Origin of the sequence: Hydrangea phyllody phytoplasma (genome assembly GCF_036985185.1) — a bacterium.
Taxonomy (GTDB): Bacteria; Bacillota_I; Bacilli_A; order Acholeplasmatales; family Acholeplasmataceae; genus Phytoplasma; species Phytoplasma asteris.
In genome coordinates, this window is record NZ_BSDA01000003.1 from 1 (window position 1) to 23219 (window position 23219).

The 23219-nt window shown below is 30.4% G+C and carries 23 protein-coding genes and 1 pseudogene; 11 read left to right on the top strand and 13 right to left on the bottom strand.

The window, feature by feature from the left end; all coding sequences use genetic code 11:
* Positions 1–572 precede the first annotated feature (572 nt).
* The 4 genes and pseudogenes from AACP42_RS01505 to AACP42_RS01520 all read left to right on the top strand — a co-directional run.
* A pseudogene (locus AACP42_RS01505) lies at positions 573–1301 on the top strand (AAA family ATPase); the annotation flags it as partial.
* Positions 1302–1373: 72 nt separating this feature from the next.
* Positions 1374–1706, top strand: a complete 333-nt coding sequence (locus tag AACP42_RS01510) for a hypothetical protein (protein ID WP_212775309.1) — start codon at positions 1374–1376, stop codon at positions 1704–1706.
* Between the two features lie 178 nt (positions 1707–1884).
* A complete protein-coding gene (locus tag AACP42_RS01515) occupies positions 1885–2100 on the top strand; it encodes a hypothetical protein (RefSeq protein ID WP_212775308.1) in 216 nt (71 codons plus the stop codon).
* 200 nt (positions 2101–2300) lie between these two features.
* Complete coding sequence (locus AACP42_RS01520) at positions 2301–3584, top strand: hypothetical protein (RefSeq protein WP_308437382.1); 1284 nt, start codon at positions 2301–2303, stop codon at positions 3582–3584.
* Between the two features lie 686 nt (positions 3585–4270).
* Here AACP42_RS01520 and AACP42_RS03090 read toward each other — a convergent pair.
* Together AACP42_RS03090 and AACP42_RS01525 are read right to left on the bottom strand one after the other, a co-directional pair.
* Positions 4271–4501 (bottom strand): type I restriction endonuclease, encoded by a 231-nt coding sequence (locus AACP42_RS03090; protein WP_425342244.1) that lies wholly within the window; start codon positions 4499–4501, stop codon positions 4271–4273.
* A complete protein-coding gene (locus AACP42_RS01525) occupies positions 4489–4794 on the bottom strand; it encodes a hypothetical protein (protein WP_212775524.1) in 306 nt (101 codons plus the stop codon). Before AACP42_RS01525 ends, AACP42_RS03090 begins: the two co-directional genes overlap by 13 nt.
* A gap of 962 nt (positions 4795–5756) precedes the next feature.
* On the opposite strand from AACP42_RS01525, the gene dnaX reads away from it, so the two are divergent.
* The 6 genes from dnaX (at position 5757) to AACP42_RS01555 (ending at position 12215) form a co-directional block, all read left to right on the top strand.
* Complete coding sequence (dnaX, locus tag AACP42_RS01530; protein WP_212775525.1) at positions 5757–7739, top strand: DNA polymerase III subunit gamma/tau; 1983 nt, start codon at positions 5757–5759, stop codon at positions 7737–7739.
* Positions 7740–7751: 12 nt separating this feature from the next.
* Positions 7752–8036, top strand: a complete 285-nt coding sequence (locus AACP42_RS01535) for a YbaB/EbfC family nucleoid-associated protein (protein ID WP_212509169.1) — start codon at positions 7752–7754, stop codon at positions 8034–8036.
* 133 nt (positions 8037–8169) lie between these two features.
* Positions 8170–8562: a DNA-directed RNA polymerase subunit delta gene (rpoE, locus tag AACP42_RS01540; RefSeq protein ID WP_227807046.1), complete on the top strand. Its 393-nt coding sequence runs from the start codon at positions 8170–8172 to the stop codon at positions 8560–8562.
* A 292-nt stretch (positions 8563–8854) separates the two neighbouring features.
* Positions 8855–9589, top strand: a complete 735-nt coding sequence (locus tag AACP42_RS01545; protein WP_212509168.1) for a CDP-alcohol phosphatidyltransferase family protein — start codon at positions 8855–8857, stop codon at positions 9587–9589.
* Between the two features lie 12 nt (positions 9590–9601).
* Positions 9602–10600, top strand: a complete 999-nt coding sequence (locus AACP42_RS01550) for a phosphatidylserine decarboxylase (RefSeq protein ID WP_212509167.1) — start codon at positions 9602–9604, stop codon at positions 10598–10600.
* Entirely contained in the window at positions 10593–12215 is a 1623-nt protein-coding gene (locus AACP42_RS01555) for a CTP synthase (protein ID WP_212775526.1), read from the top strand. The genes AACP42_RS01550 and AACP42_RS01555 overlap by 8 nt, the downstream gene beginning before the upstream one ends.
* Positions 12216–12294: 79 nt before the next feature.
* Here AACP42_RS01555 and AACP42_RS01560 read toward each other — a convergent pair whose 3' ends face one another.
* The 4 genes from AACP42_RS01560 to plsX all read right to left on the bottom strand — a co-directional run bounded on the left by AACP42_RS01560 (position 12295) and on the right by plsX (position 15342).
* Positions 12295–12762: a hypothetical protein gene (locus tag AACP42_RS01560; protein WP_212775527.1), complete on the bottom strand. Its 468-nt coding sequence runs from the start codon at positions 12760–12762 to the stop codon at positions 12295–12297.
* Between the two features lie 126 nt (positions 12763–12888).
* Positions 12889–13509: a DnaD domain protein gene (locus tag AACP42_RS01565; RefSeq protein ID WP_212775528.1), complete on the bottom strand. Its 621-nt coding sequence runs from the start codon at positions 13507–13509 to the stop codon at positions 12889–12891.
* Positions 13510–13513: 4 nt separating this feature from the next.
* Complete coding sequence (rnc, locus tag AACP42_RS01570; protein ID WP_212775529.1) at positions 13514–14230, bottom strand: ribonuclease III; 717 nt, start codon at positions 14228–14230, stop codon at positions 13514–13516.
* A gap of 80 nt (positions 14231–14310) precedes the next feature.
* On the bottom strand, positions 14311–15342 hold the full coding sequence (plsX, locus tag AACP42_RS01575; protein WP_212775530.1) for a phosphate acyltransferase PlsX: 1032 nt from the start codon (positions 15340–15342) through the stop codon (positions 14311–14313).
* Positions 15343–16033: 691 nt separating this feature from the next.
* Between plsX and AACP42_RS01580 the strand changes: the two genes are divergently transcribed.
* Positions 16034–16360 carry a hypothetical protein gene (locus AACP42_RS01580; protein WP_041624979.1) on the top strand — a complete coding sequence of 109 codons (327 nt, stop codon included), beginning with the start codon at positions 16034–16036 and terminating at the stop codon, positions 16358–16360.
* A 94-nt stretch (positions 16361–16454) separates the two neighbouring features.
* On the opposite strand, the gene AACP42_RS01585 is transcribed toward AACP42_RS01580, so the two are convergent.
* From AACP42_RS01585 to pdhA, 7 genes are all read right to left on the bottom strand, one after another.
* On the bottom strand, positions 16455–17222 hold the full coding sequence (locus AACP42_RS01585; protein WP_212509161.1) for a TatD family hydrolase: 768 nt from the start codon (positions 17220–17222) through the stop codon (positions 16455–16457).
* Positions 17223–17419: 197 nt separating this feature from the next.
* Entirely contained in the window at positions 17420–17884 is a 465-nt protein-coding gene (locus AACP42_RS01590; RefSeq protein WP_212775531.1) for a hypothetical protein, read from the bottom strand.
* 16 nt (positions 17885–17900) lie between these two features.
* On the bottom strand, positions 17901–18092 hold the full coding sequence (locus AACP42_RS01595; protein WP_212775532.1) for a hypothetical protein: 192 nt from the start codon (positions 18090–18092) through the stop codon (positions 17901–17903).
* Between the two features lie 191 nt (positions 18093–18283).
* Positions 18284–19657: a dihydrolipoyl dehydrogenase gene (gene lpdA / locus AACP42_RS01600; RefSeq protein WP_212775533.1), complete on the bottom strand. Its 1374-nt coding sequence runs from the start codon at positions 19655–19657 to the stop codon at positions 18284–18286.
* Positions 19658–19678: 21 nt separating this feature from the next.
* Complete coding sequence (locus AACP42_RS01605; RefSeq protein ID WP_212775534.1) at positions 19679–20935, bottom strand: dihydrolipoamide acetyltransferase family protein; 1257 nt, start codon at positions 20933–20935, stop codon at positions 19679–19681.
* A 30-nt stretch (positions 20936–20965) separates the two neighbouring features.
* Positions 20966–21940, bottom strand: a complete 975-nt coding sequence (locus AACP42_RS01610; protein ID WP_212775535.1) for an alpha-ketoacid dehydrogenase subunit beta — start codon at positions 21938–21940, stop codon at positions 20966–20968.
* A 2-nt stretch (positions 21941–21942) separates the two neighbouring features.
* Positions 21943–23034, bottom strand: coding sequence for a pyruvate dehydrogenase (acetyl-transferring) E1 component subunit alpha (gene pdhA, locus AACP42_RS01615; protein ID WP_212509156.1), 1092 nt, complete (start codon positions 23032–23034; stop codon positions 21943–21945).
* Positions 23035–23219: the final 185 nt, after the last annotated feature.

Genomic DNA, 23219 nt, shown 5'->3' on the forward strand with positions numbered 1-23219 from the left:
ATATAGTAATACCCAAACCTTAAAGTAAAAGTTATTAAATTCTTTAAGATTGAGGAAGATATAAGGACAGATTAAAAGTCTTTATAGATAATCACAAGTCACCTTAAATGGAAACCTCAATGATATCGTTTGTCAGAATAGAAATATTTTAGTATATCCGCAACGGATTTAGCAAACGAAAGCGAACCTAAAACTATCGGGCATAATGATGTCGGAAATTCGAGATTCCTAAAAACCATCCCAAACAAAGGGAATTGAAAAGCCTTTGGGCTCAAGGATAAAGAGGCTTTTAGTAGTCGGAGGAGTTAAAACTTAATTTGGAATAGTTAAGATAATTGCCCTCACACGGAGCCTAGGAAAGCTAGGTACAAGGCGAAGAAGTTAGATTTATAGTGTTTACACCAACGAATACAATCATCAATTGATGACGAAAAACAAACAGTCAAACAAATAATAATATTTGAAAGATCCTAGAAATAGGCTATGAATGGGAAAGCCGTATACTTGGAAACTTGTTCGTACGGTTTGGAGCGGGGCTGCACGTAAATAACCAACACGAGTGTAATCTATCGCTATTGTATGGGTGCCTAGGCACTGGTAAAACCACTTTAGCACGAGCGATTGCCAAAGAAACCAATTTGCCTTTCTTTGAAATAAGTAGTTCTTTATTCTCCCAAAAGTATAAAGGAATTACTCCTCAGATGGTTAAAAATTTATTCACAGATGCAAGAATTGCTGCAGAAAAAAATAATGGTGCTATCATCTTTTTAAATGAATGTGAAACCATCTTTGTTAATTTAAGTCAATTAGAAGGTGGTTCAGAAATCGCGAATGTCGTGAACCAATTCAAAACTGAAATGACTTCGATGGATAATAACCCTGAAAAACCTATTTTTGTCATTGGGGCTACTAATCATATACATTTAATTGATGAAGCAATTAAATCACGTTTTACGTACAACATCGAATTAAAACCAGGAAATAAAGTTGAACGCCAACAAATGTTAGAATTTTTAATTAACAAAAGGAAAAATCCTTACAGTGAGGAAGCTAAAAAGTACTTATTTGAAGTCATTAACGAATCTTTAGAAAAAATACCTTCAGATAAAGAATATTTAAAAGCTAATCGCACCTTAGAAAACCTTTTAAAAACATCTGTAAATATTTTCGCTCGAAATAGAGGGCAAGGAGAAACACTCAGAAATGAAATTAACAAAGCAGATTTAAAACAAGCATACAAAATGATTTTTTTCCAAGATACTAGTATTTTAGATGAAATCGAAAACAAAGGAGGCAAATAATATATGGTACTATCTCCTTTAAATTTAATTAAAAGTTATTTTAATTTTAAATTATATTACCTTTGAGTTGTAATGGCTATCGTTGTATTTGTTTTGTTTGTTTTCTTTAAAAGAAAATTTACATCCGATACAAATACTACAACCTGGAAAGACTATTTGATGACTTTTATCATTATCTTATTGATTTTTAGTTTCATTTACTTATGTTTTTTTGAATCACGATCAGAAGCAGCATCAAAATATACAGGTCAATTAATCACTAAAATAGATGAAACCATTGATAAATACGATAAAACTATTAATAGTTTCAAAGGATTAAAAAGCGATTGGGAAAATGAATTAAAGGAACTTTATAAATCTCAAGAAATCCACAAGAACAAAAAGCTAAAATTAAAAAATACTTAGATGAAAACGAATCTAAAATTAAAAATATCCAAAACGAATTAAAAAATACAACAGGAAATATCACTTTTTAAAAGGTAAATTACAAAAATTAGAAAAAGACAAAGAAGATAAAGATAAAGAAATTAACCAAACAGAAGAACAATTAAAACAAACAACTAATAAAGATGATAAAAAACGTTTGCAAGAAAACCACGATAAATTAAAAAAAGAAAGATTAGACATAATACAAAAAATCAGTGATGTTAAACTTGAAATCGGAAAATTAGAATCAAAAGAAAAAATGTATGAAGGTATGTTATCTAGAGCTAATAAACTGAAAGAGAATCTTGAAAGTGAAGCTTATAATTTAACAGAAGACGGAAAACAACTATACGCCACGGAACCAAAGGTGTAATTTCTCGCATCTTACCTAAAGAAGACCTATACGAAATCATTGCATAATATCAAATTACCATTAATTAAAAACCCTTTTAAAGGTTTTTTTATTTACCATATCTGAGCGAAGTAAAAAAACAAATATAATAGGAGGAATTAATTATCATAAAAAATAAAAAAAATAATTTATTAAAATTTTTTATCAGCATTATATTTATTTTGATTTTTAACTTTTTTCCTTTCACCTATGCTCATTCTTATTTTCATTACCGAACTAAATCAACTATAAAACTAGCTGATACCGAAACCCTTAAACAAGAATGGTTAACCTTCCAACCTAAAATGAAAAGGTATGATATCAGCGTTTTATCCAAAGAAAGTATTCCTGAAATTTTAAAATATTTTGATGCCAAAGCTTCTATCTGCAGAATCAAAGAACCGCCTGTAGGCTTATTAGAAGTTTATTTAAAACCCACATTAACCAATCCTTTTGACATCAGATATCCTTCTTTTGATAATAAATACACTTTAGAAGATCTCTTAAAATATGAATACGACATCGAAGAAATTTTTGTCTTTTGGGATGCTACCCAAACCCGACAAAAAGAACATGTCAATATTGAGGTTAAAAAAATTGACATATTTGCAGACCAAAATAAAGTAGAAGTGCTGGAAAAATATTTAATCGAAGAAAAAATCATTCAAAAACAAAAATTAATCAAATTAGGTTGTTATAACATAACCCCTGATACGGACTTGGTAGCGCCTTTGCCATCAGATGATTGGAATGGTTTAAAAATTGAGGCTATGTATTTTGATGATGGAATAAGAATATTACCTATAAACCCCAAGCATCAACGAGGGCAAAATTTAAACAATCCCCAAACTTATACCATTGAAGATTTGCTGAAATTATCAAATGGTGCTAAAAATGTTTATCTTTTCACTTTTAACACCCAAAAAAAAGTAATTAATATTAAACTCCCAGACTCCTTAAAACCTCATGACGCTATACTCCAATGGAAAAGAGATAATAATTTATATAATTATGAAGGTACTTCCAAATTAATGGAGGAAACCAGCGATCAATCTACATGGGTTTCAGCAACTGGGTGCCAAAAAAAAATAGAAACATTTTGCAAAGATAAAACGTTAAAACATACCTTTGAAACTGAAACAAAAATTTATTATATTATCTGCACCAATTTAGAACCATTAAGAAAAATAAATAAAGATTATCAAGGAAAATATGTAGATTGGCTAACCCAATGTTGCATTCGTGCTGGAGAATGTTATTCGAAAACAAACATAATAAATAAGTTTGGTTCTTCAGATCGATACATTTATGATGAAAAAGGAAGATCATGTCAATATATTTATTCCAGTTCGTGGGGTTTTTCAAGTTGTAAAGTGAACGGATATACATGTACATGGTATAATAATGTATTTACATCTTTTTATAACACTACCCCGCCACCAACTAAACCTGAAGAATTAGAGTAGTTGTTGATTAAGACCGCTCAAAAGTTATCTCAAATAACATTAAAAAAAAGAAAAAAATAAAATTATATTTTGGATGATTGTATAATTGTTAATTACACTACTCACAGTTAAGGGATTCATCTTAAACGCATTATTTTGCCCCTCTCGCATCGATTTAAATCCAATTAGGGTTATTCTAGGATTGATTTAGACACCCCTTAAATTTAATTTAATGAAAAAGCAGTCCTCAAAACCCTAGGAAAACACTCACTTTTATTTTTTCCAATTTTTGCATAAATTTAAACGAATCATTTTTTTAATCTAATTTAGACCCCTCATTTGAGGGGTCTTTTTTTTATTTTTGAGGGAGATTTTTTTGATCGTTTTTTGACTACTTTTTTTGGTTTTTTTGTCTCTTCCCATCAAATTCGCTAGTGTTTATGGTAAGCAATTTGCCCTTTAACCCTGTTATTATCTGGCATAACCGACCTAAAATCAAAAACTCCGCATAATCTCGTAAAAAATTTAATCCATGTCGTTTTATAGGTGAGTTTTTCGTTTTTTCGGCCTATATATATAGTGTAGGGATAAAATATTTAAAAAAAATATCTTTTGAAACTAGCAAATTATGAAAAAACATTAGACACTTTTTAAGTTTAATGAAATTATTTGTTAGTTTGAAAAGATATGAAATTATCTATTTAATTTTAAGTCTTAAAGAGTAATTTTGAAATAAAAAAGTGTCTAAAAAAACGGAACAGTTCATAGTCTTCTACTTGTTTAAAAGCTTTGTCAAGCCCTTTATCCAAACTTCTTTTTTTTAATTCTATTAATACCAGTGGTATGCCATTAATTAATATTACTATATCATACTCAGCTGATTTTGACTCGTTTTTATATGAATTTTGAGCAGGAACGTTTTGTGCTACTTGAAAAATATTTTTACACCAATTTTTTTATTAAAAAAATTAAAATAAAAATAGTCTTTTTTGTCTTTTTTTGGAATTTTTATTTCTTTTCTTAAATATTTATAAATGTCGATAACATCCATTTTTTCATTGGTAAGCAATTCACTATTAATTGTAGAAAACCAGTATTCATTCAGCTCCTCCTTCCCCTTCTCTTGAAAAGAAGTGTCAGGACCATACCTACTGTTATATTCTATAAATTGTCTTTTAAAATTATCCTCTAATTTTTCTTGTGTTTTGATGCTAACTTCTGCATAACCCATTTTTTTAATTTGTTAATAATGCTTTTTCTTAATATTGCCTCTTCCTTTTTATTTTTTTGTTTTTTATTATTTAAACACATATTTGTTAATTCTCCACTCTCATTAACTATTTTAGAAAATATTTAAAATGAAAAAAAATAATTAGATAATTTGTCTTTTGTATATTAGGTCGTTGATTTATATTTAATATTTAAACGTCGCTTGATAAACGTTATTAACTATATTTTATCAAAAAAAACAAAACAACAATATAATTCGTTATTTTAACCACTTTTTATGTCTTTTTGGCTTTTATTTTTTCTTTATGGGTGGGAATTAATTTTATTTTAAAACGATTATAAATTATTATTTTGATATTTTTTGGGTTATAATAAAGTCATAAGCAATTTAGTTTATTTTAGATTATTATTTATTATGTTAATTATTTTATTTATAGACAAATAGCTTTTATAATTTTAATCAGTTATCGAGTATATTGTTTTTAGCAAAACCAAAGAAATAGAAAAAATATATACTCAAAATGGTGAAAAATATTTTGTTCAAAACAATGGCGATATAGAAAATAAAAATGGCGACAAAGTATTTTTCAAAAAATGCGAGACAATAGAAAAAATAAACCGCAAAAATGGGCAAATAGAATTTTATAAAAAGAATGGCAAAATGCATAAAAAAGAATTGAAAGATGGAACTCTTATTTATTATGACGCAAAGGGAAAAAAATACAAAAATAATAAATGTAAAGTTAATTCAATCTAATCGTATTCTAACCATAGAATAGATCAATATTTTTAATTACAATAAACAAATAATTCATTTGCAAATTTGCAAAATAAACTTCTATTTTCATCTAATATTATGTTATAATATTTAGGAGATTTTTTTGTATATAAAAATTATTTATGTTCTAATTTATCTAGATTTATTGTTGTAGTTTGGGCATAATTTAATCAAAGGAGTTTTTAGTGTCTTATTTAGTTTTATACAGAAAATACAGACCACAAACTTTTGCAGATGTTGTCGGTCAAGAAATTATTATCCAAACTTTAAAAAATTCCATCAGATACCAAAAAATTAATCATTGTTATCTTTTTAGCGGCAACAAAGGCACTGGAAAAACTACTTTAGCCAAAATTTTTGCCAAAGCCATTAATTGCTTGTTGCCCAATCAAGGAGATGTGTGTTGTTCTTGTCATTATTGCCAAAACTTTACCAAAGCAAACACAGACATCACAGAAATTGATGGCGCTTCTTATAATGGGGTTGACGAAATCAGAGAATTACAGGATAAAGCCCAATACAAAGCTCACACAGGCAAATACAAAGTCTATATTATTGACGAAGTTCACGTCCTTACACCAAACGCTTTTAACGCTTTGTTAAAAATTTTAGAAGAACCGCCCGAACATGTAGTTTTCATCTTGATTACTACCGAAATTTATAAAATCCCTGACACCATTTTTTCGCGCGCCCAAAGTTTTGCCTTTGAAAATTTGAACCTCAAAAACATCACTGCACAATTAACCAAAATTGCTGCTTTGGAAAATATGTTTATCACTGAAGATGCCATCAAAAGCATTGCTTGCCATTCGGAAGGTGGAATGCGAAACGCCCTTAGTTTGTTAGATCAGGTAAGCGCTTATCAAAATAATTTGATTACTTCAGAAGATGTTGCAAATATTAAAGGTACGGTGTCTGCCAGCATTATCAAAAAATTGTTCCAAAATCTACTAAAAAAAGAAGCGATCAAAGCATTGCAACTTTTGCACAAAGCAATTGATTCAGGCAAAAACATCGACCTTTTAATTTTAGATTTAATTGATGCTATCAAAGATTATTTAATTTGGAATGCCAAAAATAAAAAAGATTCCAAAACATCGCCACTTTCCCAAGACCAAAAAATATTATTGCTTGAAGAAACAAACCACATTGATCATTTTTTAAGAATCTTAATTAAATTACAGCAAGACCTCAAAAAAAGCGATCAAAAAAAATCTTTGGTAGAAATTGCCTTTTTGCAAATATGCTCTCTACATTCTTTTCAATTTCAAGCCAATTTACAAGAAACTCAACAATTTGTAACAAATAAAACAAATATTTACAATAATGAGCAAGCATCACTTGCATTAGATGAAACAAATGCCAAAGAAAATTATGAACCAACAAAGCTTACCCAAAACAATACAGAAAAAAAAACCTTTGACAAAACAGAAAAAATCAAACCAACTAAACTTGCGTCAATAGCAAACGAAAAACCACCAAAGCCACCAAAAACAGAATATCTGCATCCAGTCCAAGATTTACAGTCTCAAAATAATTTTTCACAAAAAACACCTAACAATTCTACTACCTCCGAATTGACTCAACAAAATAACTTGCCTTCCCAAAACTCACAAGAAACCAAATCCCCAACAAAAAAACACCCTTATTTTTCCAATTCTTCTCTTTGTAATTTGATATCATTTGCAATTAATATTTTATCTAATCAAGACGAGCCAACCAAAAACACAATAACAAATTTTTGGACAAATTTAAAAAATCGCTATTCTACTCACAGTTATTATAAAAGTGTAGCCGAAATTTTGGATAGAGGAAAAATAGTTGCTTTGAGTCAATCCCAAAAAATGATTTTAGTTTTTGAAGATGAAGATGCCTTTGAACTTGTTTTACAAAAAAACATCAAACAAAAAGCTTTAGAAATTTTGAATAACGACACTTTTGCAATTATAGACTACATTGCTTTTTTAAAACAAGATTGGCAAGCCTTAGAAACTTTTTACAACAAAAATCATCCTCAGCCAAACCAGGCATCAATTGCAAAATTCAAAGCTACTTGCAATTTTGATCTTGACTTATATCAAATCAAAGCGACCCAACCAACCAAGCCTGCTATTATCCAACTAGCTTATGATTTTTTTGGTAAAGATATAGTAGAAATAATTAACTAGGAGCAAAAAATTATGAAAACACAATCTAATATGTTTGAAAAATTAAAAAAAATGCAAGAAGCAATTGAAAACGCTCAACAACAATTAGAATTACAAGAATTTATTGGCAAAGCAGGGGATGTAGAAATTGTTTTACAAGGCACCAAAAAAGTCGTAGATGTTATTATTTCTCAAATTCACAGCAAAGCAATTCTCCAAGAAAGCGTTTTGTTGGCTTTTAATGCTGCTTTAAAAAAGTTAGAAAGAAAATCCAAAGAACTCATGCAAAAAGCATCTGGAGATTTGATAGAATTCTAAAATTTTTACCCCCCCATATTTTGCATTTCTTTATTTTATTTAGCCCTTTTCTTTTCCTTTCTTTTCTTTTTATTTTATCACTTATCATTATTTCCCAAATCCCAAACATTATTACATTAAAAGGAGGTATTTTATGAAAAAAACCAAAACTCCAAAATCACTTTTGGAAACTGCTTATGACATTATGAAAAAACATCACAATCCTGTTTCAGTCTATGATTTATTAAAACAAACATTGCAAAAACACCAAATACCAAATAACAACCCCAATGTAGCTAATCAGCTTTATTTAGACATCGCTTTGAGCGGAAAATTTGTTTTTTGTGAAGACAATCAATTAATTATTAAAGAAAATAATAAACTTTTTTGGGATAAAGATTTTTTTGAAAAAACTCAAATTTCAAACGACGAACCTCTAGACGAAGATACCAATTTACAAGAATTAGATTTTGAGGATTTCCTTTCTGACAAAGACACTGTCCAAACTGACCCTCTACAAGATGATTTGCTTGATTTAGAAGACTAACCTTCAGAAGAACAAAACAAAGACGATGACAAAATTGAAGATGATATTGTTTTAGAAGACAAAGATGATTATGAAGATCCATTAGAAGAAGAATACGAACATCTTTATGAAAAATAATTACTACTTTACAATTTGCATTTACAAACAACCAATCAATAATTATCAAGTTTTTTAAGTTCATTAATATCCTTTATTCTTGATGGATAAGGGATTTTTCCTTTTTTATTTCCCCCAACTCTAAACAACCAAAAATGGTTTAAGAAAAAACATTAGTAAAACGAGATTAAATAATATGTTTTTAGGTTTTTACAATTATACAACTTATTTAACTTACCTAAATTTAATGAGTGGTTTTTGTGGCATTGGCTTTGGTGCTTGCGGCAAATACACTTCTGCTTTAATCTGCCTATTAATATCAGGCGTTTGTGATATGTTTGATGGTGTGGTAAGCCGAACCAAAAAAAATCGCAGTCATACAGAAAAAAGCTATGGCATTCAAATTGATTCTTTAGCCGATATAATAAGCTTTGGCGTCCTTCCTATTTTTATTAACTATTCTTTGAGTTTCAAAGGTGAAACTTCAACCCTAAAAGAAGAATTTTGGCTATTTGCACTTGTTTGGCTAGTTTGGGGCTTTTATCTTTTGGCAGCCTTAATTAGACTTGCTTATTATAATGTTTTAGCTGAAACCCAAAAATACGACTCTCAAAGCCCTTCTTATTTTACAGGTTTGCCCGTAACTGCAGCTGTTATTTTATTTCCTTTTTTATTTTTAGCTAAGTTTATTTGCAAAACTTGGGATTTCAAAAGTTTAGGATTTATCGAACAAAGACCTACTTTTTTTTGGTTTCATTTTGCCTGCATGTTACTTTTAACTTTTTTATTTCTTTGTAAAAAAATCCATTTCCCCAAGCCAAAAGCCAAAACTACAATAACAATTATTTTATTATTAGCACTAAATTTTATCCTATTTATGTTGCTTAAAATCTTATTAAAATATTTGTTACCAATGGCAATTACAAAGTGAGCGATTTACAATATGAAAATAGTTAATTTAGAAGGAAAAATTATTTGTCAAGACCCAGCAAGTCGTCTGCAAAAATTTTTATACACAAACTTAGAAAAAAACTTTTGGAAAAGATGCCTTCTCAAAATTTTGATCACTAAACCTATTTCTTGGTTAGTTAATCTGTATTTTTATTCTCCTTGGTCACGCCAATACGCTTTGAAAATCATCGAACAACACCAAATTGATTTAAACTTATTTGAAAAACAAAAATTTAGTTCTTATAATGATTTTTTTACAAGAAAATACAAAGAACTTGCTATTCCTCAAGACAACTTTGCTTTTATCAGTCCTTGTGAATCCAAATTAAGTATTTATCCTATCACCAAAAAAGCACTCTATTGCATCAAAGAAACCAATTACAGTTTAGTTGATTTGTTGCAAAATCCCACATTAGCTCAAGAATACGAGGAAGGCTATTTGCTTATTTTCCGCTTAGAACCCCATGATTATCACCGTTATCTTTTTGTAGACGAAGGTTTTTTTCAAATGTTTCCTTGCAAAATCAAAGGAAAATTACATATAGTAAATCCCATTGCCTTTGAAAGTTTTGATGTGTTTAAAACAAACACTCGCGAATATAGTATCTTACAAACCAAAAATTTTGGTAAAATAGTTCAAATAGAAGTAGGAGCCACATTGGTAGGAAAAATCCAAAATCATCCTTTGCAAACGTTTTCAAAAGGTCAAGAAAAAGGCTATTTTGATACAGGAGGTTCAACTATTATTATCTTAGTTAAAAAAAATATAGTTTCATTTGATCCTCGTATTTTAGAACACACCCAAAAAAGATATGAAACCCAAATCCCTATTTTAACTGTTATTGGTAAAAAAATAACTCCTACAAAGCCCCATCCAATCACTTATAAATCCTTCTCTGAACCAATTACACCCCAATCAAAATCAAATCAAAACTCCAATTGCACCACACAAGCCAATCATAAAGAAAGCGAAGTACAAAAACTTGAATAAAAAAGATTTAAAAACCAAATTTATTTTTATTACTGGAGGAGTCGTTTCAAGCCTAGGAAAAGGCATCACTGCTGCTTCTATTGGGCAAATTTTAAAAAATAGAGGTCTTAAAGTAAGTATTCAAAAACTAGATCCTTATATTAATATTGATCCTGGAACAATGAGCCCTTATCAACACGGTGAGGTCTTTGTCACTGATGATGGCGCTGAAACTGATCTTGATTTGGGTCATTATGAAAGATTTTTAGATGAAAACATGAGCAAAAAGTCAAATGTCACTGCAGGGCAAATTTATCAAAGTGTGATCAATAAAGAACGCGAAGGCAAATACTTAGGTAAAACCGTTCAAGTTATTCCACACATCACTGAAGAAATCAAACGCAAACTAATTGATGCTGCTCTTTTTCACAAATCAGATGTTGTTATTGTAGAAATTGGAGGCACCGTAGGAGACATTGAATCATCGCCTTTTTTAGAAGCCATCAGACAAGTGCGCTTTGATTTTGGTTATCACAATGTTTTGTATCTTCATACCACTTTAGTTCCTTATTTAAAAAAAGCTCAAGAAATCAAAACAAAACCTACCCAACACAGCGTTAAAGAATTACGTGCTTTAGGAATACAACCTCAAATTTTGGTCTTACGTAGTGAAGTTCCTATCAACCAAGAAACCAAAAATAAAATTGCTGCTTTATGTGACATCAATCCACAAGCTATTTTTGAAGCCTTAGATGTTGATATTTTATATCAAATGATTCTTAACTTGCATCATCAAGGAATCGATGATTTTATTTTACAACATTTAAAACTTACTAATTTTTCAAACGCCGATTTGCAAGCCTGGCAACAACTAATTACACGCATCCAAAATTTAGAAAAAAAAGTAGTCATTGCTCTAGTGGGTAAATACATTGTTTTACATGATGCTTATTTATCAATCATAGAAGCTCTTAAACATGCTTCTTATCAATATAATTGTAAACTGGAAATTAAATGGATAGATGCTGAAAAAGTAACGCCAGACAATATTTCTTCTTTGCTTGAAGACTATGATGGTATTTTAGTTCCTTATGGTTTTGGCAATCGCGCTATTGAAGGCAAAATTTTAGCCATTAATTATGCAAGAACTAACAATATTCCTTTCTTTGGGATTTGTCTAGGTATGCAGTTAGCAGTTATTGAATATGCCCGCAATGTGCTACATTTACAAGGTGCCAATTCTTTGGAAGTTGACGAAAAGACGCCGCATCCTGTAATTACTAAAAAAATAGTTGACAGCAATTTAGGAGGAACCCTGCGATTAGGTTCTTATCCGTGCCATCTTAAAGCCAACACCAAAAGTAAAGCTATTTATAATCAAGAAATAATTTATGAAAGACATCGTCATCGTTTTGAGATGAATCCTCATTATGTTGCTTTATTTGAAAAAAATAATGATTTTGTTGTTTCTGGAATAAATCAAGAACAAAAGCTTTGTGAAATTGTTGAGTTAAAAAGCCATCCTTGGTTTATTGCAGTACAATTTCATCCTGAGTTTTTGTCAAGACCATTAAAACCACATCCTTTATTTAAAGGGTTTGTTGAAGCGTCTTTATTAAATCAAAAAAATAAATAATTTATAAATGAAAAAAACTACCTTAATAAGGTAGTTTTTTTTATATGCATAATAAAAAACACCCTTATTAAGGGTGTTTTTATTTGGTTAAATTATTAACTTTTTCTTGGAGGTTTTTGGCATTATCGTTTTTAAATAATGTTTTTATATTTGAAAAAATTGCATCATCTGCTTTATTATCGTTTTTTTTTAAATCATCATAAGCACCGTCTTTTGCTTTAACAATTTTTTCGTATAGTTCTTTTACTACTTTGTATTCATTGCTAGTTGATTCTTTATAATATTCAATTACGTGTTTATTTACTGCTTCTAAATTAGTTTTAATGCTGGCAAGTTTGGAATTAACATTGCCTTTATTTTCTTCTTTTGTTAACTTTTCAATTGAATTATACAAATTTTGAACTGCTTGTTTTGCCCAAACTTTTTTAGGAGAAAGCCAGTTAACAGGATTAAAAGAAATATAAAAACCTAAACCTACATAAAGAGTAACAGTAATAAAAATAATGCCAGTAATGATTTTTCCTCGTTTAGTTGCTAAAAATTTCATTTTTTTAATTCCTTTACTAGTTATTTTTCATAAATAAAATAATTGAAATACTAAAAAAATAATTACATAAGTAATTATAACACATAAAAAGAGTAAGCTTGACTTTTTGTTTGCCCAAACTGAGTGTTATTTTATTTTTTTAAAAAGTTTTGCTAAGGCTTTGTCTGCTTTTTCATCGGGTATAACTGTCAAAAATTTCTTTTTGCCAAGCAAAGTGTTGATGTAAAAAACAGAGGTTTTTTTAACACAAAGAGCTTCTTCAATTGTGTTTTTAATTTCTTCATGGCTAAATTCTTGGTCTTGATACCAATTTCTAACTAAATCTAATTCGTTAGATGTAAGAGTTTGTCCTTTGTTGTGTTCTAAATATTCAATAGTTTGTTGGATTAAGGTAAGTTGGTTTTGGCGTTTGGATTCGCGAATTTGGTCTTGATAGATTTTTTCTAGCTTGGCAAAAGTGGGGTGTAGTGAAAAAACTTCAATAATTTTATGGTTTTTAGTTTCTTGGGAAAGGTCAAAAAAATTCTTTGACATTAATTGTTCTAAAATATGTTCTACTTCTTTTTTAGTGATTCCTGCTTTTTTGGCTAAGGCGTTGGACGAAAAGACGCGTTTTTTGGAAAAATCTAGTAAGAATAGCAAAATAGTTAGTTCAGGGTAGGTTAATCCTAATTTTTGGTATTCTTGAATTAACATTTTTTCTACTTGTAAAAAACCATCTTCGTAAAGTTTTTGAAACATAACCATATTATTATTGAAGCTCCTTTTCTTTGCCGCCTTTGTTGTTGAGTAGGTCTTTGGGTTTGGCAACTTTGGATAATGCTTGTTGGGCTGCTTTTTGCTCAGCGGCTTTTTTAGTGTTGCCTTCACCTGTTCCTAAAAGATTTTTTTCTAAATAAACTTCTGCTACAAAATTTTTAGAATGAGCAAATCCTTGCTCTTGGACTATTTTATATTGGATAGTTTTTTTTTCTGACTGAACTATTTCTTGTAATTGAGTTTTAAAATCAATAATATAGATAGTTTTTGCTAAGTGAGGTAAGACAATATTATGAAAAACTTTTTTGGCTGTCAAATATCCTAAATCAAGATAAATAGCACCAAATAAGGCTTCAAAAGTATCTGCCATAATACTTTTAGCATTAAAATCTTTGTTTTTTTCTCCTTTGCCTAAAAGAAGATAATTTTGCAATTCAATGTTTTGAGCGTAGATGATAAGTGACCTTCCACACACCGCTTGAGCTCTTTTTTTAGTCATAATGCCTTCGTCTTCTTTGGATTGGGAATAAAGATAGTCAGCCATAAGTAAGCCTACGATGGCATCTCCTAAAAATTCAAGTCTTTCGTTGTCTTCTTGGGGTGGGTTTTGTTCGTTAGAATAAGAGCTGTGGGTAAGAGCTTGTTTGTAAAGGGCAAGGTTTTGGGGAGTGATATTGAGGGTTTGAAAAAGAGTTTGGATGTTTTTCATAGGAATTGCTTTCTTTGGTGGTTTCAGAATTTTTGGGAGTTTCAGAGGTTTTGGGAGCTGTGTTTGTTGTTGATGCTTGTTTACTTTGGGTTTCTTTGTTTTTTTGAACTTTCTAAGGAATGAGCAATTTTTTGATTTACTTGGGCTTTAATTAGTTTTTGAGCTTGTAAAATAGCTTGGCAAAAAGCGTAAGCTTGGGAAGAACCGTGAGCTTTAATGACAATTTTGTTAAGTCCTAAAAGCATAGCTCCTCCAATTTGGCGTGGGTCTAGTTGGTTTTTTAATTGTTGTAGTGGTTTTTGAAATAAAGTTTTAGTGGCCATTTTTTTGATAAGATTTTTAGTAAGGATAGTTTTTAAGTGGTTCATGAAATTAAGCATTGTGCCTTCATAAGTTTTTAAGGCGATGTTGGCAGTAAATCCATCACTTAATAAAATGTCTGCTGAAGTAGTAAGAAGGTTTTGAGGTTCTTCGTTACCGCCAAAATTAAGATTGGAGTCTTGGGATAAAAGTTGGTAAGTTTCAAGTTCCAAAGCTCTTCCTTTGGTAGGCTCTGTTCCGATGTTAAGTAGTTTTATTTGGGGATTTGGAATTTCTAAAATTTCTTTGGCAATAATGGTGGCATAATTTGCAAAAGTGTGCAAATGCTGGGGTTTTAGTTCGGTGTTAGCGCCTGCATCTAACAAAATTCTTGTGCGATTATCAAAGGAATTAAACATAGGGGCAATGGCAATTCTTTGCATTAAAGGCATTTTTTTAAGAATAAGATGACTTGCTAAGACCAAAGTTTGGGTAGCGCCTGCCGAAACTACTCCTTGAACCTCATCTTGTTTGGCTGCTTCAAGCGCTAAAAATAAAGAAGCGTTGGGAGTGGCTTTTAATTGGTCTCTTATATTTTTGTCGGCTGATTTTGAAAAATAAGGGGTGTGTTTGATAGTAATTTGGTTGTTGCCAAAAAAAGAAGTTTTTTCAATAAGTGGAGTTATTAATTTTTGATTGCCATATAAAACGACATGAAGTTCTTTATTTTTATTTAAGGCAAGCAAGGTTCCTTTGACAATTTCTAATGGGGCAAAATCGCCTCCCATGGAATCTATTGCTATTTTAATCATAAAAAAGCTCCTTTCTTTTGTGTATTTTTTTTGAAATTTAATTTTGTTTTTGTTTTTTAGATTAAATTGTTTTGTTGGTAAATAAAACGTTTGAGGTTTTTTAAGTTTGGGGTTCATTAAAAAGTATTTTATTTTTACCAAATCGAAATATAGAGGCAAAAAATAAAAATAAGGCTAAATCATAATTTGATTGTTTCTTTTGTGAAGTGTTGAAAAATTATAATCCATCATAATAAATTACTTTGATAATAATTATCTTCTAGCCTTTTTGAGTTAAAATTTCAAAGCATTTGCAATTAAAAGAAATTTCAGAAAAAGCATTATCAAAATAATTTTCAAGTTGCAATTAATAAGTCTTGGCAAAAATGTGGCAAAAATAAAAAAAATAAAGAGGCAAATAATGATATCAAAAGATTGGTTGACAAATAATTATAGAAACAAAAAGATAATTTAGAACAAATTAATGATAAATTTATTACAAATATTTTTTTATCAAAATAAAATTTATAATAATTTGCTATAATAGTAAATGAAATGTTAAATAAAAAAACTACATTAAACAGTTCAATATTATTTTATCATATTAGGAGATAATTTCATTATTTTAAGTTTTTAAGTAATGAATTAAACTTGAAAAGTAACGATTTTATCAACAAAAAATTGTAAAAGGAAGCGTTAGAAAATGGAATGCATGCAACAAGCAATCGTTAAAAATTTTTATTTAGAAGTAAAAGTTAGATATTTAAAACAAAATGGTAGTTCAAAAAGACAATGGTTTGCTACTAATGTTTGTGTAGGAACTGATAATTGTAAACAAAAATATGATGAAGTTCTTATGAATTTTACTCATATTGACGCTGATAATCCTGAGTTTTTTTTGCAACCCGGACAAGTTATTAAAGTGTTAGAAGGAAAAGTTAAGCAAAGTAAATGTGGTACTGTTTCTGAAGTTTGGTTAGATGTAGATAGTTTTCGCCAAACTGATGAAGAAGAAAAAAGCAAAATCAACTTCGTATAAGCGGAGTTGATTTTTTTATTATATAAGGGATGTTTTTTGGGTGTGATTTTGAATTATTCTATATTTCAAATATTTTTTTGATATGCCAAAAAGATTAAAAAGAATTTTTATTTAAAAACAACTTAGCTACATTATTGCTTGTTTGAGTAGCAACACATTGCAAAGAAATATTTCTTAATTGAGCAATTTTTTGGGCAATTAATTTGATATGATAAGGCTCATTGGTTTCATTTTGAAACGGATAAGGAGTTAAATAAGGACAATCAGTTTCTAATAAAATTTTATCTAGGGGAATAGTTTTTGCAATTTCGTGGGCAACTTGGGCATGAGGATAAGTAACAACTCCTCCAATTCCAATGTAAAAACCTAGTTCCAAAGCTTTTTTGGCTTCTTCTAAACTAAAAACTAAACAATGAAAAACTCCTCTAACTTGATTGCGATAAGGTAGTAAAAGTTGATAAATTTCTTCAAAAGATTTGCGTGCATGAATAATAATAGGTAAGTTATATTGGATAGCAATTTTAACTTGGGCTTGAAAAAACTTTTTTTGGACAGCTAAATTATCTTGTCTGTGATGAAGATCAAGGCCAATTTCTCCTATAGCAACTGTTTGCGGATGATTGAGGTATTTGATGATGCTTTCGGGCGTTTCTTGGGAAAAATCAGAACAAGGATGAATCCCAAAAGCTACCATTACTTCTTTATATTTATTAGCGATTTCATATGCTTTTTGGTTAGTTTTTTCATCCATGCCTATAACAATCATTTTTTTGACTTCATTATTCCAAGCTTTTTGAAAAACATCATCTAATTTATTTTTATATGTTTTAAGATTGAGATGAGCGTGAGTGTCTATTAACATTTTAATGTATTCCTTTTTTTGATTTTAAGGGGTTGGAAAATGGTTATTTTGTTGTTATTTATAAGTTTTAAAAAATGGTAAATATAAAAGATTAAAGAAGTGATTTTAGATTTGTTAATTTCATAGGGTAAATTATTTTGCAAGGTTAAAAGTAATAATAATTTATAATTAGATACATAAGAAAGCAAAACAAAAATTTATTTAATAAATGTTGGGCTTTTAATCTTTATTTTTCTTATTCTTTTTTGGTTTTCATAATAAAAAATACTAATAGCAAATAAATTATGTTTTTTGATAGTTTTGATAAAATCTTTTTCAAAATAAGCAAAACCTAACCATTTAAAAAATTTAACATATAAAAACCATAAAACACTATATGAATATAAAGTAAAATAGATATAAAAACAAATAAAATAAGTTAAAGAAATATAAAATAAAAATTTTGCCAATGTTTCTTTTTTTAATTCCACACTAAAAAATAGTGCTAAAATCATTAGTATAACAACTAAAACAAAAGAGCAACAAACTATTTTAGTTTTTTTCTCTTTAGAATTAAAACCTATATTGCCATCATACATGCATGCTTTAAAATCTGGCCTAATAGATTCACCAAAATCAATATTTTGAAGTGTTTCCCTCTTGTTAGGGTCTTTATTAAACAAATTCTTTACCTTGGGATCATTTAAATCCAATATAAAAAGGAATGCCAGAAAGAGTCAAAAATGGCAACAAATAAATAAAAGGTAAACTTAATGCCCAATATTTATTTGTGATTGTAAATATTTTGGCTTTTTCGAGAAAAGCTATGGTAAAATCTGCAAATAATAAGATAAAAAATAAAACTTTTCTAATGGTATATTTAGTAATCATTTATCATCTCCTTTTATTCAAAAATATTTGAGGATTTAATATTTAATGTTGTGCTTTATCTTTATTTTAGTTTTGTTGTTTTATTTCGCTTCGTTTTCTTTTTCTTTTTTTGAGTTTTCATAATTGCATCACCCATTTAAGGAAAAAGAACCTATTAAAGGTTCTTTTTTTGTTAAAAGATCAAATAATAATTATGCATGAATTGGTTTGTCAACGGCTCCTAAAAGAGCTTCAAAAGTAAGTTCTGATAAGGTAGGATGAGGATGAATTGCTTGAGATAGTTCATAAGCAGTTCCTTCAAGTTCCATTCCTACAGCCATTTCACTAATTAATTCAGTAGCATTGTAAGCATAAATATGCATTCCTAAAATTTCTAAATGTTTTTTGCAAACAATTAATTTAGCAAAACCTTCTTTTTCGCCATCAGCTAAAGATTTGCCAACAGCTCCCAGAGATATTTTAGAAACTTTATAATCCATTTGTTTTTCTTTGGCTTGTTGTTCGGTCATGCCAATAGAAGCAATTTCAGGAAAACCATAAATACAAGCAGGAACACGGTCATAATTAATGGAATGTGCTTTTTGTTCTAAAGCGTGAGTCACAGCTACAATACCTTCATGACTTGCCACGTGAGCTAACATGTGTTTGCCGTTTACATCACCAATAGCATATACTCCAGGAATTGAAGTTTGACAAAAATTATCAGTTTGGACGCTATTGCGGTTGAGGGCTAAATTTAATTTTTCTAAGCCTGCAAGATTGGCTTTGGTGCCTACAGCCATTAAAATAACATCCGAAGTAATTGTTTTGGCATTGCCTTTTTGAGTGTAGGTAGTTTGATTGTCATTAATTTTAGTTACTTCTACTTGAGTCAAAATTTGGATGCCGTCTGCTTGAAGTTTTTTAGTGTATGCAACAACAACGTCCCTATCCATACCATTTAGAATAGTGTCTTGTCTTTCTAAAATACTCACTTCGCTACCAAAAGAATTAAAAATAGTTGCAAATTCTACTCCAATAACACCGCCTCCTACAACAGTAACTTTGGAAGGATAGCTTTCTAGTTGTAGTAATTCTTTACTAGTTTTAAGAATGCCTTTTTGATAAGCTTCTTGGGCACCTGGAATAGGAGGAACAAAAGCGGTACTGCCTGTTGCAATAATTAATTTTTGGGTGTGCAATAAGTTAGTGTCTACTTGGACTTCGCAAGGAGAAAGAACACTTGCAAAACCATGGTAAAAATCAATTTTATTTTTTTTCAGGAGAAAAGATATACCTGTAGTAAGTTGAGCAACAATTTTATTTTTGCGTGATAAAATGGAGGACCAATCAAAAGAAACGCCGTTTTGAACTTTAATTCCAAAATCATCACAACGTTTGATATCTTTATACATTTTGGCACTTTTTAAATAAGCTTTGGTAGGAATACAGCCATAATTAAGACAAATACCACCTAATTTATGTTTTTCTACTAAAGCAACTTTAGCACCCATTTGAGCAGCTTTAATGGCAGCAACGTATCCACCAGGACCTCCACCAACCACTAAAACATCATAATTTTTCATAATTTGCCCTTGGTCTTTCTGTTAGGATAAAAGCAATAAAGTAGGAGTATTTAGCAATTCTTTAACGCGTTTTAAAAATCTACCGCCATCAGCACCATCAATAATACGGTGGTCAATTGCTAAGGAAAGAGGAAGCATGTCTGCAATTACAATTTGACTGTTTTCAACTACAGGTTTTTTGGTGATTTTTCCTACTCCTAAAATAGCTAATTCAGGGTAATTAATAACTGGAGTGCCGTAAGTAATATCGATAGAACCAAAATTAGTGATAGTAAAAGTTCCGTTTTGAAGCTGATTTAATTCTACTTTTCTTTCGGTAGTGGCTTTGGCTACTTGTTGTAATTGTTGTGCCATTTCTAAAAGAGTTAATTTGTTAGCATCTTTGATGTTAGGAACGATTAGACCGTCTTTGGTATCAACTGCTACTCCTAAATTAATGAATTTTTTGTAAGTAACTTCTTCTTTAACGTCATCATAACTAGCGTTAAATACTGGGAATTCTTGTAAGGCAATCGCTACTGCTTTCATGATAAAAGCCATAAAAGTTAATTTGATTCCTTGGGATTGTGCTTGATCTTTGGCTTGTTTGCGTAGTGTTACTAAAGCAGTAATGTTTACTTCGTCCATTAGAGTAGTTTCTGGGATTTTTCCTTTGGAAAGAACCATTTTTTGGGCGATGGCTTTTCTGAGGCGAGAAATTTTTACTACTTCTGTTTCTTGGCTAGATGTGGCAAAAGTTGGGGTGGGGGTTGGTTGTTCTTGGACAAAAGGGGTTTTTGGTTGGGGTTGAGTTTGTAAAGGGTTAGTTGCGTTTTGTACATCTACTTTTAAGATTTTTCCATTTACACCTGTTCCTTTAATGGTTGAAAGGTCAAGTCCTAGTTCTTTGGCTAGACTTTTTACTAATGGAGTAGCAAGTACTTTTTGAGGTGGTAAAGAGGTTTGTGCGGATGTTTGTGCTTGTTGGGTGTCGTTTTTTTCTGTAGCAGCAGTTTCATTAGGGTTTTGAGAAGAAAACTTTTTAACATCTGCATCAGTGTCACCTGATTCTTGGATTAAAACGATAGTATCTCCTACGCAAATAACTTCACCTTCATTAAGGTCTCTTTTTAAGATTTTTCCTGCTACAGGAGAAGTTAGTTCAACGTCTAATTTGTCAGTTTCAACTTTAACTAAAACATCACCTTCTTTTACTTGGTCGCCCACTTTAAAAAACCATCTTGTAATTGTACCTTCATGAATGCCTTCGCCGACATCAGCAAATTTAAATTCAAACATATTTTTATATCCTTATATCTTTTTGTTATCTTATTCGCAAACCACTTTTTTAATAGCATCAGCTATTTTTTCAGGGCTTAAAAACTGATAATGTTCTGCTTTGGCTAAAGGCATTATGATATCATTTCCAGTAACTCTGGCAGGAGCTGCATCTAGGTATAAGAAAGCTTGTTCGTTAACTAAAGCCATTAATTCTCCTGCAGGTCCATAAGTTTTACATGCTTCATGAACTACTAAAAAGCGTCCAGTTTTTTTAACAGATGTAATTACAGTTTCTCTGTCAATAGGATTAATAGTTCTTAAATCAATTAGTTCTACGGAAACATTAGGATCAAGTTGTTTAAGGGCTAATAGTGTTTCTGGTACCATTGCTCCCCAAGCTACAACTGTAATGTCTGTGCCTTCTTGAACGACTTTGGCTTTACCGATTTGGACTTCGTAATCTGTTTCGGGAACTTCTTGACGGAAACCACGATAAATTCTTTTAGGTTCCATGTAGACTACTGGATCAGGGTCGTTAATAGCAGCCATTAATAAACCTTTAGCGTCGTAAGGATTAGATGGAATAACTACTTTAAGACCAGGAACAGAGCCTAAAATTACTTCTAATGATTCGGAGTGATGTTCTAAGGATTTTACCCCTCCACCAACTGGGACTCTTACTACCATAGGTACTGTGTAATTACCACGACTACGGTTACGCAAACGGGCTGCGTGGGCAAATAGGTCTTCTAGTCCTACAAAAATAAAACCATCAAATTGGATTTCTGCAACTGGTCGCATGCCGTTAATGGCAAGTCCGATAGCACTTCCGATAATAGAAGATTCAGCAATAGGGGCATTAAAAACGCGAGTTTCTCCGTGTTTGTCTTGTAGGCCTTTAGTTACGCGGAAAACGCCGCCTAATTTTCCTACATCTTGTCCAAAAAGAACTACTCGAGGATCTTTTGCTAACTTGCTATCTAAAGTTTGATTAATTGCATCTAGTAATGTCATTGAAGCCATTATTATTTACCTTCCTTTGTGTTGAAAAAAGCTTTGCATTCTTCGTATTGTTCTTCTAATTGAGGAGTCATTTTTTCATAAGTGTATGCAAAAATATCTTTAATATCGATGTTGTTGCCTGTTTGTTCTACTTTTTGGTGTGCTAAAACAACTTCTTCTTGGGCTTCTTTTTCAAATTGTTCTACTTGTTTTTGAGTTAGATAACCTTTATTCATCAAGTATTTTTGAAAACGTACAATTGGGTCTTTTTTGCGCCACTCTAATTCTTCTTCTTTGCTACGGTAAACAGAAGCATTATCATTAGTGGAGTGTGCTTCTAGACGATAAGAAACATTTTCAATTAAAGTAGGTCCTTTTCCTTTGCGCGCTTCGTTAAAGGCTTCTTGGGCTGCTACATAAACAGCTAAAATGTCGTTGCCGTCTACTTGCATGCCAGGAATTCCACAAGCATAACATTTTTGAGCTAAAGTTTTAGCTTTGGATACTTTGTTACGAGGATTAGAAATAGAATACTGGTTATTTTGAATAAATACTACTAATGGTACTCCAAAAACAGCAGCATAGTTAAGACCTGCATTAAACTCTTCGTGTGCGGTTCCTCCGTCTCCAATAGTTGCAATAGTTACTTCTTTTTTATTTTGCATTTTGCTTGCTAAGGCAAGTCCTGCTCCTAAATTAACACTAGAGCCAATAATAATGTTAGCTGGTAAAATACGCAACTTAGGGTCTAGTTGAGAGCCTTTTTCATTGCCATACCAGTAAAGATAAAATTGTTCTAAAGAAACTCCACGGTAAAGAAAAATTCCTGCATCACGATAATAAGGTGATACCCAATCTTGGGGTTCTAAGGCAGCAGCGACACCTACTTGAGATGCTTCTTGCCCTGAGTTAAGTAAATAGTTTCCCATACGTCCCTGGCGTTGATATTTTAAGGCTGCTAAATCAGCTTGTCTACCTAAAACCATTGTTTTATACATTTTTAATAAAACATCTTTAGATAATTTTGGTTCTAATTCAGGTTGAACAAGGTTGCCATTTTCGTCAAGTATTTGGAATTGTTTACCTTTTAGGGGGTCGTACACATTCGTTAACATTGTAATACTCCTTATTTTATTTATATTAGTTTGTTTTTGATTAAATGTATTATATCTTTATTGTGTTACTAAATATAATTAATTTAGTGTTATTTGATAATATACATCTACACTTAAATTGTACTTGAAATTAAGACAAATGATGAAACAAAATAATGAAAATTGCAAGTTTAAGAGATAAAAAA